The following is a 14,175-nucleotide window of genomic DNA, read 5'->3' as shown; positions in this document are numbered from 1 at the left end:
CCTGCGGCGCCAGGCCACTCTGAGACCTGAGGAAAACCATGTCTGAAATCAGCCGCTCGGTATTATTTGGCAAACTGGATAGCCTGTTATTCACCTCTCTGGAAAGTGCGACGGCGTTTTGCAAGCTGCGCGGTAACCCCTACGTCGAACTGGCGCACTGGCTACATCAGCTGATGCAATCGCCGGACGGCGATCTGCAGCAGATCGTCCGCCACTTCGCGCTGGACGAGGGGCAGCTGGCGCGCGACATCGTCGAGGCGCTCGATCGCCTGCCGCGCGGCGCCAGCGCCATCTCCGATCTGTCCGAGCACATCGACAGCGCGGTAGAACGCGCCTGGGTCTATGGCTCATTGAAATTCGGCGCGGCGCGCATCCGCGGCGGCCACCTGCTGCTCGGCATCCTGAAAACCTACAGTCTGCGCCATCTGCTGAAGGCCATTTCCCCGCAGTTCGAGCGCATCAACGCCGATCTGTTGATGGAGCAGTTCGCCGCCATCACCGCTCACTCGGCGGAAAACGCCCAGGATGCGCCGGCGGAAAGCAGCGCCGAGAACATATCCGGCGCGCCGCGCAGCGGTGAAAGCGTGCTGGCGCAGTATGCCCAGGACCTGACCGCCAAAGCGCGCAACGGCGAGATAGATCCGGTGGCCGGCCGCGACGAAGAGATCCGGCAAATCATCGATATCCTGATGCGCCGCCGCCAGAACAACCCGCTGCTGACCGGCGAGGCCGGCGTCGGGAAAACCGCGGTGGTGGAAGGCCTGGCGCTGCGCATCGTGGCCGGCGACGTGCCGCCGCAGCTGCGCGACGTGAAGCTGTGCCTGCTGGACATCGGCATGCTGCAGGCCGGCGCCGGCGTTAAAGGCGAGTTTGAAAAACGGCTGCAGGCGGTGATCGACGAAGTGCAGTCCAGCCCGACGCCGATCATCCTGTTTATCGACGAGATTCACACGCTCATCGGCGCCGGCGGCGCCCAGGGCACCGGCGATGCCGCCAACCTGCTGAAACCGGCGCTGGCGCGCGGCCAGCTGCGCACCCTCGGCGCCACCACCTGGTCGGAATACAAGAAATACATCGAGAAGGATCCGGCGCTCACCCGCCGTTTCCAGGTGGTGCAGGTACACGAGCCGAGCGAAGACAAGGCGCTGCTGATGCTGCGCAGCACCGTCAGCCCGCTGGAGCAACACCACCGCGTGCTGCTGCTGGATGAAGCGGTAGACGCCGCGGTGCGGCTGTCGCATCGCTATATTCCAGCCCGCCAGCTGCCGGACAAGGCGGTGGCGCTGCTGGATACCGCCTGCGCGCGCGTGGCGGTCAGCCAACACGCCGAGCCTGCCCAGGTCGAAGACTGCCGCCATCGCATCGATGCGCTGCAGATAGAGTTAGATATCGCCCGCCGCGAGACCAAAGTGGGCATCGGCGATCCCCTGCGCCCGCAGGAGATTGAAGCCCAGCTGACCGCGCTGCACCAGGAGTTGGAACAGTTGACCGACCGCTGGCAGCAGGAGCTGGCGCTGATCCAAGAGATCATCACACTGCGCGCCCAGCTGCACCGGCAGGAAGAAGAGTCTACTGAAGAAGAGACGCAGGCGGGCCCTGACGCGGACGCGCTGCGCGCCCAGTTGGGCGAACTGCAGCAGCAGCTGAGCGCGCTGCAGGGCGAAGCGCCGCTGATCTTCGCCGCTGTCGACGCCAACATCGTGGCGGCGGTAGTGGCCGACTGGACCGGCATCCCGCTGGGCCGCATGGTGAAAAACGAGATTGAAGCGGTGCTGCAACTCTCCGACACCCTGAACCAGCGCGTGATCGGCCAACGCCATGCGCTGGATCTGATCGCCCGCCGGGTGCGCACCTCACGGGCGCGGCTGGACGATCCGAACAAGCCGGTCGGGGTGTTCCTGCTGGCCGGGCCATCCGGCGTCGGCAAGACCGAAACCGCGCTGGCGCTGGCGGAAACTCTGTACGGCGGCGAGCAGAACGTCATCACCATCAACATGAGCGAATTCCAGGAGTCGCACACCGTTTCGACGCTGAAAGGCGCGCCCCCCGGCTATGTCGGCTACGGCGAAGGCGGCGTGCTAACCGAGGCGGTGCGCCGCCGCCCATACAGCGTGGTGCTGCTGGACGAAATCGAGAAGGCGCACCCGGACGTGCATGAAATCTTCTTCCAGGTGTTCGACAAGGGCTGGATGGAGGACGGCGAAGGCCGCCATATCGATTTCCGCAACACCATCATCATTCTGACCTCCAACGTCGGCACCGATCTGATCGCCGGGCTGTGCAGCGATCCGGAGCTGCTGCCGGAGCCGGCAGCGCTGAGCGGCGCGCTGCGCCAGCCGCTGCTGTCGGTGTTCCCGGCCGCCTTGCTCGGCCGCCTGCTGGTGGTGCCGTATTACCCGCTGACCGATGCCACGCTGGGCAACATCGTGCGCCTGCAGCTGGGCCGCATCCAGCGTCGCCTGGCGGAGAATCACGAGATCGTCTGCACCTTCGACGACGCGGTCATCGAGCAGATCGTCAGCCGCTGCACCGAGGTAGAGTCCGGCGGCCGCATGGTCGACGCCATCCTGACCAACACCCTGCTGCCGCAGATCAGCCACACCCTGCTGACCGGCAGCGCCAACGACCAGCGCTATCGCCAGCTGCATATCGCGCTGCAGAACCACGAATTCATTTGTCAATTTCAGGCATAACGCCGCGGCCGCCGAGACGGCGGCCCTTTGAACACAGAGAGTCATCACTATGTCGGGAACCGGGATAACCAAACCGAATTCGAACAGCCTGCCGAGCGGCTATCGGTTCAACGAATTCGAGATCCAGGAAGCGATCGGCGAAGGCGGCTTCGGCATCGTCTATCGCGCCTACGATCACCAACTGGAACGCACCATCGCCATCAAAGAATACATGCCGACCTCGCTGGCGAAACGCAACGACGATCTCAGCATCGGGCTGCGCGGCGAGCGTTTCGGCAAAACCTTCCAGGCCGGGCTGAACAGCTTTATTCAGGAGGCGCGCCTGCTGGCCCGCTTCTCGCACCCCGGCCTGCTGCACGTGCTGCGCTTCTGGGAAGAGAACGGCACCGCCTACATGGGCACCCAGTTTTACAGCGGCACCACGCTGAAGAACCTGCAGGCGCAGCAGCCGGAGATGATCGACGAGGCGTGGATCCGTCGGCTGCTGCCGCCGCTGTTCAGCGCCATCAACACCATCCATCAGGAAGGCTACCTGCACCGCGACATCTCGCTGGATAACATCCAGATCCAGGAGAGCCAGCTGCCGGTGCTGCTGGACTTCGGGTCGGCGCGCAAAGAGATCGGTAACCTGTCTGACGAAACGGAGATCATGCTGAAGCCAGGCTTCGCGCCGATCGAGCAGTACACCGAGAACAGCGACGGCGAGCAGGGACCCTGGACCGATATCTACGCGCTGGGCGCCGTGCTGCATACGCTGATCGTCGGTTCGCCGCCGCCGGTGAGCGTGGTGCGCAGCATCGAAGACAGCTATCAACCGCTGGCCGAGCGCCGCCCCGCCGGCTACTCGCCGGAGCTGCTGCGCACCGTCGACCGCGCGCTGGCGCTGAAGCCGGAAGACCGCCCGCAGACCATCGATGAAATGGCCGAGCTGTTGCATCTGCCGATCGCCGATGAAAACGAAATCGTCAGCACCCCGGCCGCCGCGCCGGAGAACCTGCTGGTGGCCGCCAACCCGGCAGCCGCGGCCGCGGCCGCCGGCGCCGTTACCGCGCGCAGCACCCAATTCTCGCGGCCGATGATAGCCGGCGCCGGCGTCGCGGCGCTGCTGGTGATTGGCGCCGTCGCCTGGCTGAGCGGCGGCAAGGACGATGCCCGGGCCGTAGCGCAAAATACCGAGGCGTCACCGGCGCAGAAAACCCTGACGGAGCAGCCGAGCGCGCCGCAAACCGCGCCATCTGCGCCGGTGGAACCAGAAAAGGCGGCGCCGCCACCGCAGCCGGTGGCGCTGGTGTACTTCAAACTGCAGCCGGGCGAACAGGTCAGCCTCGACGGCAAGCCGCAGCAGGTAACGCCGGGCGAAAACGGCTTCGCCAGCCTGAATCTGGCGCCGGGCCGTTATCAGCTGGAGATCCGCCACAACGATCGGCTCCGCCGGCAGCAACTCAGCATCGACACCGCCGGCACCTGGCTGGTCAATCCGGCCACCGCCGGTTAATTCCGTTCTGAATCCCCGCCGCTGCGGGGTTTCCCCTATTTCATGAGACTGACGCACCGCTGCCCACCCTCATTGGCCGCGCGGCAAGGCCGCTGCAACGCTGGGGTAAGCAGAACACGACGTCAATCACAGAGGATGTTCTCATGTTGGATCGCATTATTGCGCACACGCCGCTGGGCCAGGAGCAACTGTTGTTCCGCTCACTGGACGGCATCGAAGCGCTTTCCACCCCTTTCGACTTCTCTATTGAATTGCTGAGCACCGACGCGCGGCTCGATCGCAAAGCGCTGCTCGGCCAACCGCTGACGCTGGAGATCCCGACTCAGGGCTTTCTCAGCGCCCCACGCTACCTGAACGGCAAGATCACCGCCATCGCCGTCAGCAGCGAAGAGATCGGCGGCACCCGTTACGCGGTGTATAGCCTGCACGTGCAGCCGGATCTGTGGCCGATGACCAAGGACCGCAACTTCCGCATCTTCCAGGAACAGACGGTGCCGCAGATCGTCAAGACTCTGCTGGCGGAGCACAACGTGCAGTTGGAAGATCAGCTGACCGGCGACTATCGCCTGTGGGGCTACTGCGTGCAGTACAACGAAAGCAGCTTCAACTTCATCAGCCGCCTGATGGAGCTGGAGGGCATCTATTACTATTTCAAACACGAGATGGGCAAACACACGCTGGTGCTCGGGGATGCGCCCCACCATCATCAGCCCTATCCCGGCTACGAGATGATCCCCTACCACCTGACGCCATCCGGCGGCAGCACCAGCAAGGAAGGCATCAGCCAGTGGACGTTGTCCGATCGCGTCACGCCGGGCATCTACAGCCTGGACGACTACGATTTCCGCAAGCCGAACGCCTGGCTGTTCCAGGCGCGGCAAAACCCGGTCTCGCCGACGCCGGGGCAGATTGACGTCTACGACTGGCCGGGCCGCTACACCGAGCATCAGCAGGGGGAGTTCTACGCCCGCGTGCGCCAGGAAGCCTGGCAGGCCGAGCATCAGCAGATCCGGGGCACCGCCACCGCGCTGGGCATCGCCCCCGGCAGCACCTTTACGCTGTATAACGCCCCGCACGCCGACGACAATCGCGAGTACCTGACGCTGCAGGCCAACTACCATCTGAAAGAGAACCGCTATGCCAGCGGCGACGATCAAAACAGCGAACACCGTATCGATTTCATCGTGCTGCCGGCGGACGTGCCCTGGCACCCGCCGCAGCAGGCCACCTGGCCGAAAACCCACGGGCCGCAGACCGCCCGGGTGGTCGGCCCGGCTGGCGAATCAATTTGGACCGACAAATACGGCCGCATCAAGGTGAAATTCCACTGGGACCGCTTCGGGCCGAAGGACGACGGCAGCTCCTGCTGGGTGCGCGTCTCCAGCGCCTGGGCCGGCCAAGGCTACGGCGGCGTGCAGATCCCGCGCGTCAACGACGAAGTGGTGGTGGACTTTATCAACGGCGATCCGGATCGGCCGATCGTCACCGGGCGCGTTTATAACGAAGCCAGCATGCCGCCGTGGGCGCTGCCTGCCGCCGCCACCCAGATGGGCTTTATGAGCCGTTCCAAGGACGGCACCGCCGACAACGCCAACGCCCTGCGTTTCGAAGACAAGGCCGGCGCCGAGCAGGTGTGGATCCAGGCGGAGCGCAACATGGACACCCAGGTGAAAAACGATGAAAGCCACACCATCGCTAACGACCACACGCATCTGGTGGGCGGTAACCAGATCAAACGGGTGGTGCTCAATCAGGCTACCGGCGTCAAAGGCGATGCCTCCGCGCTGACCGGCAAAACCCGCAGCGACGCCGTGGTTAACGCCTTTACCCTCGGCTCCGGCGAATCGCTGCGGCTGGAGTGCGGCGAAAGCGTGATCGAGCTGCTGGCGAACGGCCAAATCAACATCACCGGCACCAGTTTCAATATCACGGTGAAAGGGGACGGAGCGATCAACACCGGCGGCCAGCTGGACCTCAACCAACCCGGCGGCGCCGCGCGCACTGCCGCACCGGGCGGCGGCCATCAGGCGGCAATCCAGAGCGCCGTCGATCAGCTGTTCCCGAACGCTGAGGCGAGTGGTACGCCGGGAAAGCCGGTTAACGCCGCCCCTCGGGCGGCGGCGACAGTACCGCCATCTATCACGCAGAATGCTCAATCGACAACAAAACCCGGCAGAATTGATAATCGGGTTGTTGAATCGGTCATGGCTTCTGAAGGGGGGGCTGGAGAACAAGGTGGACGGCGTGAGTTATACGGATTCAGACAAGGGAATGGCACTGCCTATGACAAGATCCTCGCGGCTCGTAACCAATATGGCCAAGGCAGCGCTGAAGAGTTTGAGGAAGTATCCAAAGCAATGAGTGCATCGGCGAAGTCTGCCGGGGCACTGAATTTTACCGATCCAGGAAAACAAGGGGCAATAACCTCATTGGCGCATATGCGTGGTTCATCTGGCGCACAAGCGATCCTGAACTCCATGGAATCCGGACGAATAGTTAAGGCTGATACCTTAACACCAGAGGCAATATCCAAAATTGAAAGCATGTCATCAGAAAACTTTCAGGATAATTTACTTAAAGCCAGGGTAGAATACGATAAAGCAATATATGGGAATACCATCACGACGCAGGGTGGTAAACAGTACAACTGGTGGGCCCGTTATGGTAATGGTCTGCAAAAGCGGTATGCCCGGGAAGCAGAAGAATTTTTAAAGTTATCAAGCGAGTGATTTATGTTCAAAAAGATCTTATTACCTGCATTATTTACTGCTTCTTTACTCTGCTCCATTGAATCCACAGCAGCGATAAACTTGTTGCCATATAACAAAATTAGCACAGTAAGCGGGCTTGTTAACGATAAAGCGGTCACTGACAGTCTCAAAAGCACACTGGGTCAAGACTATGAAAAATACATCAGCAATTTTGATGTTTTCGGTGAACCTCATTCAGTCCCAGGCGGGGGGTTATTTGCTGAAGGCTGGCTGAAGGATCTTTACCTGGAAAGTGCCTCTGCTTTGGTCATCAATCCCGATGGGAAAATTTATGCTGCCTGGGTTGTACCTGACTCTGATGTCATAAATTACAAATCTTCTGATAAAGATGCCCCCATGAATAAGGAGATTCAGCATTGGGCTGAACGCTTCAAAAACATGCAATTCGCCACAATCAACGAAAGAAAAAAGATGAGGGCGACAAAAGAATATTTTGATACGCAGTCATTCTCTATCAAACTCACGACCATTTGCTCCAGTAAAGGCGATTGTAATGATGCAACTTACTATGGAAAACGTAAAAAAGATGGCGCCGCTTTAACTTTACAGGGCAAAGCGACACGAGCTGATTGCAATACAGCCCCATGCCCAATCATTGGTTATGAATTTAAAAACGCATCAACAACTTATATGCTCAGTAAAATTGATAACACCCTGACAGTCATAAAGGATGGTAGAATATTAATGAATCAGAAAGGGGAGTGGGTGAAATAGTCACCGAATAATCTCCAAGCAGTAAGATGGGCCTTGGCCGATATGTAAATGCCGCCATCGGGATTATCCCCCATCTTTCCGCAGCTCCTTTATCGAACAGGAATGACAATCACAGGCTGAATCGGCACATCCCATCGATTCAGCCTCTCTTCGCATCACCCTGCTCTCACCACTTCCTCACCGTCTGGTAAATCTCGAGGTCGAAATAGCCGTCGGCCTCGCAGTCGTTGAGATAGTGCTCATAGCTCACCCCCTCAACCGGCTGATAGCCGCTGGCCGGCAGCAGCTTCTGGTAGAACTCGCCCCAGACCCGTTCGAAATCGCCATCGCTGATGCGTACGCGGTAGACCGCATACTGCCCGGCGGGCAGCGTCTGCACGGCAACGCCCTCGCTGCCCGCCGGCAGCGCGAAATCGTCCGCCACGCTCATCACCACGTCGGCGCGCAGCTTTTCCGGCGCCACTTCCGCCGGATCGTCCCAGTACAACACCAGCCATTTGCCGAACGGCACGCCGTGGCGCTGACGCCAGGCCAGCAGTTGCTGCGAGCCCTGCGGAATCGTCTGCGGATACGGCCCCACGACTCTCACCCCCACCACCTTCTCCGCCGCCTTATCGATAATCCTCACGCTCATCGCCCTTCCCCCTCACATTGTCTCAGGCGCCGATTTCGGTACGCACGTCCAGCAGCTCGGGGAAAAAGGTCAGATCCAACGCCTTTTTCAGGAAGCTGACGCCGCTGGAACCGCCGGTGCCTGACTTAAAGCCGATGATCCGCTCCACCGTTTTCATATGGCGGAAGCGCCACAGATGGAAACTCTCTTCGATGTCCACCAGCTTCTCCGCCATTTCATACGCTTCCCAGTAGGTCTGCGGGTTGTCGTAGATCACTTTGAACGCCGGCAACAGATCCGGGTTGCGCTGGTAGGGCTGCGTCCAGTCGCGCTTGAGGCATTCCTGCGGGATCGGCAAACCGTGGCGCGCCAGGTACAGCAAGTATTCGTCGTACAGGCTCGGCGCTTCGAGGATCGCCTTCAGCGCGGCGTGTTTTTCCGCGTCGTTGCTGAACACCGCCAACATGGCGGCGTTCTTGTTGCCGAGCAGAAACTCGATCGACCGGTACTGGTGCGACTGGAAGCCCGACGAGCTGCCCAGCACATCGCGAAACTCGACGTATTCCGACGGCGTCAGCGTTTCCAGCACCGCCCACTGTTCGAACAGCAGCCGCTGGATCTGTTTGACGCGCGCAAGGATTTTGAAGCAGTGGCTGAGTTTGTCCTGCTGCACCAACCGCACCGCTGCCCGCAGCTCGTGCAGCATCAGCTTCATCCACAGTTCGGAGGTTTGGTGCTGTATCACGAACAGCATTTCGTCATGATGCGGCGGGTTGGAGAGCGGGTGCTGGCAGTCCAGCAGCGAGTCCAGGCACAGGTAGTCGCCGTAGCTCATGCGTTTGGAAAAATCGGTGACAATCGCGCTTTCTAATTCCCGTTTGTTCATCTGTGATCTCCGTTGCGCCCAGCGCCCCATCGGCCTGGAACGTGCCGCAAAGAGAAAACAATAGTACAGAACCCGCCGCCCCGAAGGGCGATAAACGAGAGGTGCTTCGCAGATCTCACTCATCTGCGTCAACACATTGCCGTCTCCCCACTGTTGTTTAGTAAACACCCGGCCCTGCGCCTGACGATTCTCACAAATGCGCGATCCCAAGTGCTCTGCGCCCCGGTTGCGGCTTGCCTGCGGCCGGCTTCCCTTATAGATTGCAGGCTAACGGCAGGCAGCAAGGGATCGGCAAATGGCAAATATTCGTGATGTCGCGCGGTTGGCCGGCGTCTCCATCAGCAGCGTGTCGAACCTGCTGAATAACCGCAGCCACCAGATGAGCGCGCAGACCCGTGAACGCATCGAACAGGCGATGGCGACCCTGGGGTATCGGCCGGCCCAGGCGGCGGCGCTGCCCGCACCGCAGGCCAAGATCATCGGCCTGCTGCTGCCGTCGATCGTCAACCCGAGCTTTTCAGCGCTGGCGCATGCGGTCGACGGCGCGGCGCGGGCTCACCGCTACCGCGTCTTGCTCGGCAACGCCTACCGCCAGGAACAGGAAGAGGCCACGTTTATCGACGATATGTTCCTGCATGGCGTGCGCGGCATCATCGTGGCGGCGAGCGACATTCGCCAGACCCATTTTGTCCGGGCCGCCGAGCGGGGCATGAAGATCGTCAGCTACGACAATCCGTTTCCCGCGCGGGCGGCCATCGATACCCCGCTGTTCGACAGCGTCTCGATGGACAATGTCGCCGCCGGGCGCCTGGCCGCTCAGCACCTGCTCGAACGCGGCTGCCGACACATCGTGTTCGCCACCGAAGCGACGCTGACCGTCGGGCGCAGCCACAAAATCGACGGTTTTCTGAGTGCGCTGGGGCACAGCCTGAGCGAACGCCAACGGGTGATCGAAGGCAAAGCCAACAGCGCCTACGGCGACACGGAAATGTTTGAATTGGGGCTGACGCTGGCGCCGCGCGTGCTCGCGCTGACGCCGCGCCCGGACGGCATCGTGGCGATTAACGATGCGCTGGGTATCGGGCTGATGGTGGGATTGCGCGCCGCCGGCGTCCAGGTGCCCGCAGACATCTCGGTGATCGGCATCGATAATATCGCGCTGGCCGGCCTGGCCGAACCGGGGCTGACGTCCGTCAGGCCGCCGCTGGCGGAGATGGCACAGCTGATGGTCGAGCGCCTGATCGGCCGCATCAACAATGATGCACAACCGCCCGGCGAGTTTCTCTTCCCGCCGACGGTCATCAGCCGGCGCTCGGTCAAAGCCGCCGGCTAACTGAAATAACAGCGTCTTCCCCAGGCGATGCGCAGCGGCATCGTCCGGATCGGTGTCAGCCAAAAACAAAGGAAAAGGCCGTCGCGCTTAAGGGATGCCCACGCCTCAATGAATCAGCGTCGTGCCGTTATTTAACGTTCAGCTCAGGGTTATGGGCCGGGCCTCTATTATTCCGATTAACCACATTGGAAATATCAAAATGAAAATAAGCAAGCCGCATGATATTGAACGCAGCGCTATCAGGAAATTGACGCTGCATATTGTCCCCCTCATGATTTTATTGTATTTCCTGGCGTTTCTCGATCGCAATAACATGGCCTACGCCGCCAAAGCGCTGGAAGATAACCTGGGCCTGACTGCCTCGGCCTTCGGCTTCGCCTCCGGGATTTTCTTTATCGGGTATTTTCTGTTTGAAATACCCAGCAACGCCGGCACCATTAAATTCGGCCCGCGCATCTGGTTCGCCAGAATATTAATTTCCTGGGGCATCTTCGCGACCCTGCTCGGCTTTGTGCGCACGCCGCTGGAGCTGTATATCTGCCGTTTTATGCTGGGCGTGTGCGAAGCCGGATTCTTTCCCTCGGTGGTGTATTACTTCACGGTGTTCTTCCCGGAAAAATACCGCACCAAAATTCTCGGTATGTTCATCATCGTCCAGCCGCTGTCCAACGCCGTCGGCTCGCCGATTTCCGGCTTTATTCTCAATATTCAGCATGATTGGTTCGGGTTCGCTCCCTGGCAACTGCTGTTTATCCTCGAAGGGCTGCCGCCGATCGTCATCGGCCTGCTGATCCCGTTCCTGATCAAGAACTCGCCCAAGGACGTCGGCTATCTGAACGTGGAGGAAAAGGCCTGGCTGATGAGCAACGCCGGCCGCTCCAAATCCGGCTCTAAAATCACGCTGGGCGACTTCCTGAAAGGGATTAAAAACAAGAAATACCTGCTCTACGCGCTGCTCAACTTCGGCATGGTGTGCGGCATTTATGGCTTCGGCACCTGGCTGCCGTCGATCATTACCGCCCTTTCCGGCAGCGATATCTTCCGCGTTAGCCTGCTGGCGCTCATTCCCTACGGCCTGGCCGCGCTGCTGGTGTACCCGTGGAGCCTGTGGGCCAGCAAAACCAAAAAGCTTGGCGTGTTCGCCGGCCTCAGCATGGTGGTCGCCGCTATCGGCCTGATGGGGGCGGTAACGTTTTTTAAATACGATCCGCTCGTCGCGCTGTCGTTCCTGTGCATCGCCGCCATCGGCATCTACACCGCCGTACCGCCGTTTTTATCCATGCCCGCCAACATTTCCACCGGTGCGGCCGCGGCCGCCGGGCTGGCGGTGGTCAGCTGCATCGGCAATATCGGCGGCTTCGTCGCGCCTTATGCGGTGGGCGTGTTGAACGATCTGACCGGCAGCAGCGCGCCTGGGCTGTTTTTCCTGGCCTCGTGCCTGCTGGCCACCGGGTTGATCTGCATTTTCTACTGCGCGAAACAGCGTGAAGGCGTCATCAATGCTTAACGAACCAATGAACCAATAAGGAGTCAATTATGGGCGATCTTGCGGGCAAAAAGGTCTTTATCACCGGGGCGGAACAGGGCATCGGCCGCGCCACCGCAGAGCGGCTGCTCAAGGCCGGTTGCGACATCTATTTTCACTATCACAGCGACGAAAGCGGCCCCAAAGCGCTGGTGGCGCTGGCCCATTCATTGGGGCAAAAGGCCGCTTACGGCTACGCCGATCTCATCGATACCGACGAAACGCTGCGCTGCATCTCGGCCGGCGCCGAGTTTCTCGGCGGCATCGACATTCTGGTCAATAACGTCGGCGGCATCGTCGGGCGCAAATGGCTGGGCGAGATCGACCGCGCCTTCTGGCAAACCGTGATCGACGTGAACATGACCACCATGCTGAACGTGACCCAGAGCGCACTGCCGTTCCTGAAGGCGGCAAACGGCGCCAGCATCGTCAACCTGGCCTCGCAGGCCGGCCGAGCCGGCGGGCACTCCGGCTCGCTGGTCTATTCCGCCACCAAGGGTGCGGTGCTCACCTGGACGCGCTCGCTGGCAGCGGAGCTGGGTGAATACGGCATCCGGGTGAACGCGGTGGCGCCCGGCCTGATCCTCGGCACCCGTTTTCATAATCGCCACACCACCCAAGAATCGGCGGAGGAAACCGTTCGCGCCATTCCGCTGGGCCGCGCAGGTACGCCGGACGACGTGGCGCGCGCCATCGCCTTCCTGGCGGCGGAATACGACGGCTTCATTTCGGGTGCCACCCTCGACATCAACGGCGGCATCTACCGCATGTAGTTCAGCCGCGGGCGGCGCGGCTGCCGCCCCCCTATTCAGGTATCGCTTTATGATTAAATCCGCCATCACCCACCCGCCGCTGCTCGCCGCGCTGGCGCAATGCGGGCATAAAACTCAGGTGCTGATCGCCGACGGCAACTACGCCTGCGTGACCCATGCGCCGAAAGACGCCACCGTGGTCTATCTGAACCTGGCGCCCGGCACGCTCGCCGCCCCGCCGATCCTGGAAAAACTGCTGGCCTGCATCAACGTGGAAAGCGCGGCGCTGATGGCCTGCCCGCCGGACTTCACCAACACCATCGAAGCCGAATACCGACAGCTGCTGCCGGCGCATTGTCCGGTAGAACACCTGCCGCGCGAGGCGTTTTACGCCGCGGTCAAATCGGATCGGACGCTGCTGGTGATCGCCTCCGGCGAACAGCGCCGCTTCGCCAACCTGCTGCTGACGGTGGCGCCGGTGGTGTGATGACGCCATTGCGTTAATGGCGGTTGTGCCCCAACCGCCATACCTGCGCTTTACGCCAGCTGCTGATTCACGATATCCGCCACTTCTTTCGGCTGATGATTGATGAAGAAATGATCCGACGAAACGGTGTGCAGACCGATATGCGCGCTTGTATAGCGCGCCCAAGCCGCCATGTCCGTCTTGGAAACAGTGCTGTCGCAGCTGCCGTGAATCAACACCAAAGGATAATTGATCGTCTTCTCCTTCAACGCCCGTTTCATATGAAAATTAATCGACAGCTCGTTGCGTATAATAGGAAAAAATAAGCTTCTGAAATCAACGTCATCCAAAATATCAGGTTGAGTTCCGCCATAACGACGCAATACTTCGGCCATTTCATCATCATCTGAATGCATCGGATCATGCTTAAAATCCGTAATGTGCGGCGGTGCTTCTGCGGCGATAAAAATTCGCGCTGGCGGTTTATCCTGAGCGATAAAACGACTCGCCAATTCAAAGGCGAATAATCCGCCATTGCTGTGACCAAGAAATGAGTACTGTTTTCCCGACATCAGGCTCGTGGCTTCTCGTTCAACCTCATCCAGAATTTTGCAGACATCATTGCACAACGCCTCTGAAAAGCGGCGTCCATTGCCGGGCAGTTGCATGGCGTACACGGACGTATTGCTATTGACGTAGTGAGAGAATGGCACGAATACCTCGGCATTTCCGGCGGCATAAGGGAAACAAAATAAAATATGCTCATCATCCCCACCGGTACCCCTTTTTATTTGCTCAAACCACATACGGCTTCCTCTGCTTTGCAAGAATATGACGCTATCCGCCACCGCGGAGAACGGGAGCGGCGTAATCAAAATCAATACCGTAGCGGGATCAGCGGAATAGTTTATCCCGCTGATTTCCTCT

At 60.2% G+C, this 14,175-nt stretch carries 11 protein-coding genes; 8 read left to right on the top strand and 3 right to left on the bottom strand.

What is annotated here, in order from left to right; translation table 11 throughout:
* Positions 1-38 precede the first annotated feature (38 nt).
* The 4 genes from tssH to GF111_RS23040 all read left to right on the top strand — a co-directional run bounded on the left by tssH (position 39) and on the right by GF111_RS23040 (position 7,673).
* On the top strand, positions 39-2,693 hold the full coding sequence (gene tssH / locus GF111_RS23055) for a type VI secretion system ATPase TssH (RefSeq protein WP_060433392.1): 2,655 nt from the start codon (positions 39-41) through the stop codon (positions 2,691-2,693).
* A gap of 49 nt (positions 2,694-2,742) precedes the next feature.
* Positions 2,743-4,188, top strand: a complete 1,446-nt coding sequence (locus tag GF111_RS23050; RefSeq protein WP_147190996.1) for a serine/threonine protein kinase — start codon at positions 2,743-2,745, stop codon at positions 4,186-4,188.
* Between the two features lie 143 nt (positions 4,189-4,331).
* Entirely contained in the window at positions 4,332-6,917 is a 2,586-nt protein-coding gene (locus GF111_RS23045) for a type VI secretion system Vgr family protein (RefSeq protein ID WP_224217765.1), read from the top strand.
* Positions 6,918-6,920: 3 nt separating this feature from the next.
* Positions 6,921-7,673: a hypothetical protein gene (locus GF111_RS23040; RefSeq protein WP_053056865.1), complete on the top strand. Its 753-nt coding sequence runs from the start codon at positions 6,921-6,923 to the stop codon at positions 7,671-7,673.
* A gap of 166 nt (positions 7,674-7,839) precedes the next feature.
* Here the strand turns inward: GF111_RS23040 and sbmC are convergent, their stop codons facing one another.
* Both sbmC and kynA read right to left on the bottom strand, forming a co-directional pair.
* Positions 7,840-8,307: a DNA gyrase inhibitor SbmC gene (gene sbmC / locus GF111_RS23035; RefSeq protein ID WP_060433398.1), complete on the bottom strand. Its 468-nt coding sequence runs from the start codon at positions 8,305-8,307 to the stop codon at positions 7,840-7,842.
* 22 nt (positions 8,308-8,329) lie between these two features.
* A complete protein-coding gene (gene kynA / locus GF111_RS23030; RefSeq protein ID WP_038876738.1) occupies positions 8,330-9,172 on the bottom strand; it encodes a tryptophan 2,3-dioxygenase in 843 nt (280 codons plus the stop codon).
* A 295-nt stretch (positions 9,173-9,467) separates the two neighbouring features.
* Here kynA and GF111_RS23025 point away from each other — a divergent pair, with 295 nt between their 5' ends.
* The 4 genes from GF111_RS23025 (at position 9,468) to GF111_RS23010 (ending at position 13,269) form a co-directional block, all read left to right on the top strand.
* Positions 9,468-10,505, top strand: a complete 1,038-nt coding sequence (locus GF111_RS23025) for a LacI family DNA-binding transcriptional regulator (protein WP_224217764.1) — start codon at positions 9,468-9,470, stop codon at positions 10,503-10,505.
* 271 nt (positions 10,506-10,776) lie between these two features.
* Positions 10,777-12,012: an MFS transporter gene (locus GF111_RS23020; protein ID WP_170310536.1), complete on the top strand. Its 1,236-nt coding sequence runs from the start codon at positions 10,777-10,779 to the stop codon at positions 12,010-12,012.
* A 29-nt stretch (positions 12,013-12,041) separates the two neighbouring features.
* Positions 12,042-12,803 (top strand): SDR family NAD(P)-dependent oxidoreductase, encoded by a 762-nt coding sequence (locus GF111_RS23015; protein ID WP_038876732.1) that lies wholly within the window; start codon positions 12,042-12,044, stop codon positions 12,801-12,803.
* A 49-nt stretch (positions 12,804-12,852) separates the two neighbouring features.
* A complete protein-coding gene (locus GF111_RS23010) occupies positions 12,853-13,269 on the top strand; it encodes an RbsD/FucU domain-containing protein (protein ID WP_019453017.1) in 417 nt (138 codons plus the stop codon).
* A 50-nt stretch (positions 13,270-13,319) separates the two neighbouring features.
* Here the strand turns inward: GF111_RS23010 and GF111_RS23005 are convergent, their stop codons facing one another.
* The gene (locus tag GF111_RS23005; protein ID WP_038876729.1) at positions 13,320-14,054 is read right to left on the bottom strand and encodes a thioesterase II family protein; all 735 of its coding nucleotides are present in this window, start codon (positions 14,052-14,054) and stop codon (positions 13,320-13,322) included.
* Positions 14,055-14,175 lie beyond the last annotated feature (121 nt).

The sequence above is a fragment of the Serratia sp. HRI genome (genome assembly GCF_010119335.3).
Classification (GTDB): Bacteria; Pseudomonadota; Gammaproteobacteria; order Enterobacterales; family Enterobacteriaceae; genus Serratia; species Serratia nevei.
Note: the sequence above shows the minus strand (reverse complement) of the source record. Positions and strands in the feature narration are given on the sequence as shown.

Coding starts and splice junctions, on each gene's coding strand:
- sbmC (WP_060433398.1), bottom strand. CDS start 8,307: ATGAGCGTGAGGATTATCGATAAGGCGGCGGAGAAGGTGGTGGGGGTG.
- GF111_RS23040 (WP_053056865.1), top strand. CDS start 6,921: ATGTTCAAAAAGATCTTATTACCTGCATTATTTACTGCTTCTTTACTC.
- GF111_RS23005 (WP_038876729.1), bottom strand. CDS start 14,054: ATGTGGTTTGAGCAAATAAAAAGGGGTACCGGTGGGGATGATGAGCAT.
- GF111_RS23045 (WP_224217765.1), top strand. CDS start 4,332: ATGTTGGATCGCATTATTGCGCACACGCCGCTGGGCCAGGAGCAACTG.
- GF111_RS23020 (WP_170310536.1), top strand. CDS start 10,777: ATGATTTTATTGTATTTCCTGGCGTTTCTCGATCGCAATAACATGGCC.
- GF111_RS23025 (WP_224217764.1), top strand. CDS start 9,468: ATGGCAAATATTCGTGATGTCGCGCGGTTGGCCGGCGTCTCCATCAGC.
- kynA (WP_038876738.1), bottom strand. CDS start 9,172: ATGAACAAACGGGAATTAGAAAGCGCGATTGTCACCGATTTTTCCAAA.
- GF111_RS23010 (WP_019453017.1), top strand. CDS start 12,853: ATGATTAAATCCGCCATCACCCACCCGCCGCTGCTCGCCGCGCTGGCG.
- GF111_RS23050 (WP_147190996.1), top strand. CDS start 2,743: ATGTCGGGAACCGGGATAACCAAACCGAATTCGAACAGCCTGCCGAGC.
- GF111_RS23015 (WP_038876732.1), top strand. CDS start 12,042: ATGGGCGATCTTGCGGGCAAAAAGGTCTTTATCACCGGGGCGGAACAG.
- tssH (WP_060433392.1), top strand. CDS start 39: ATGTCTGAAATCAGCCGCTCGGTATTATTTGGCAAACTGGATAGCCTG.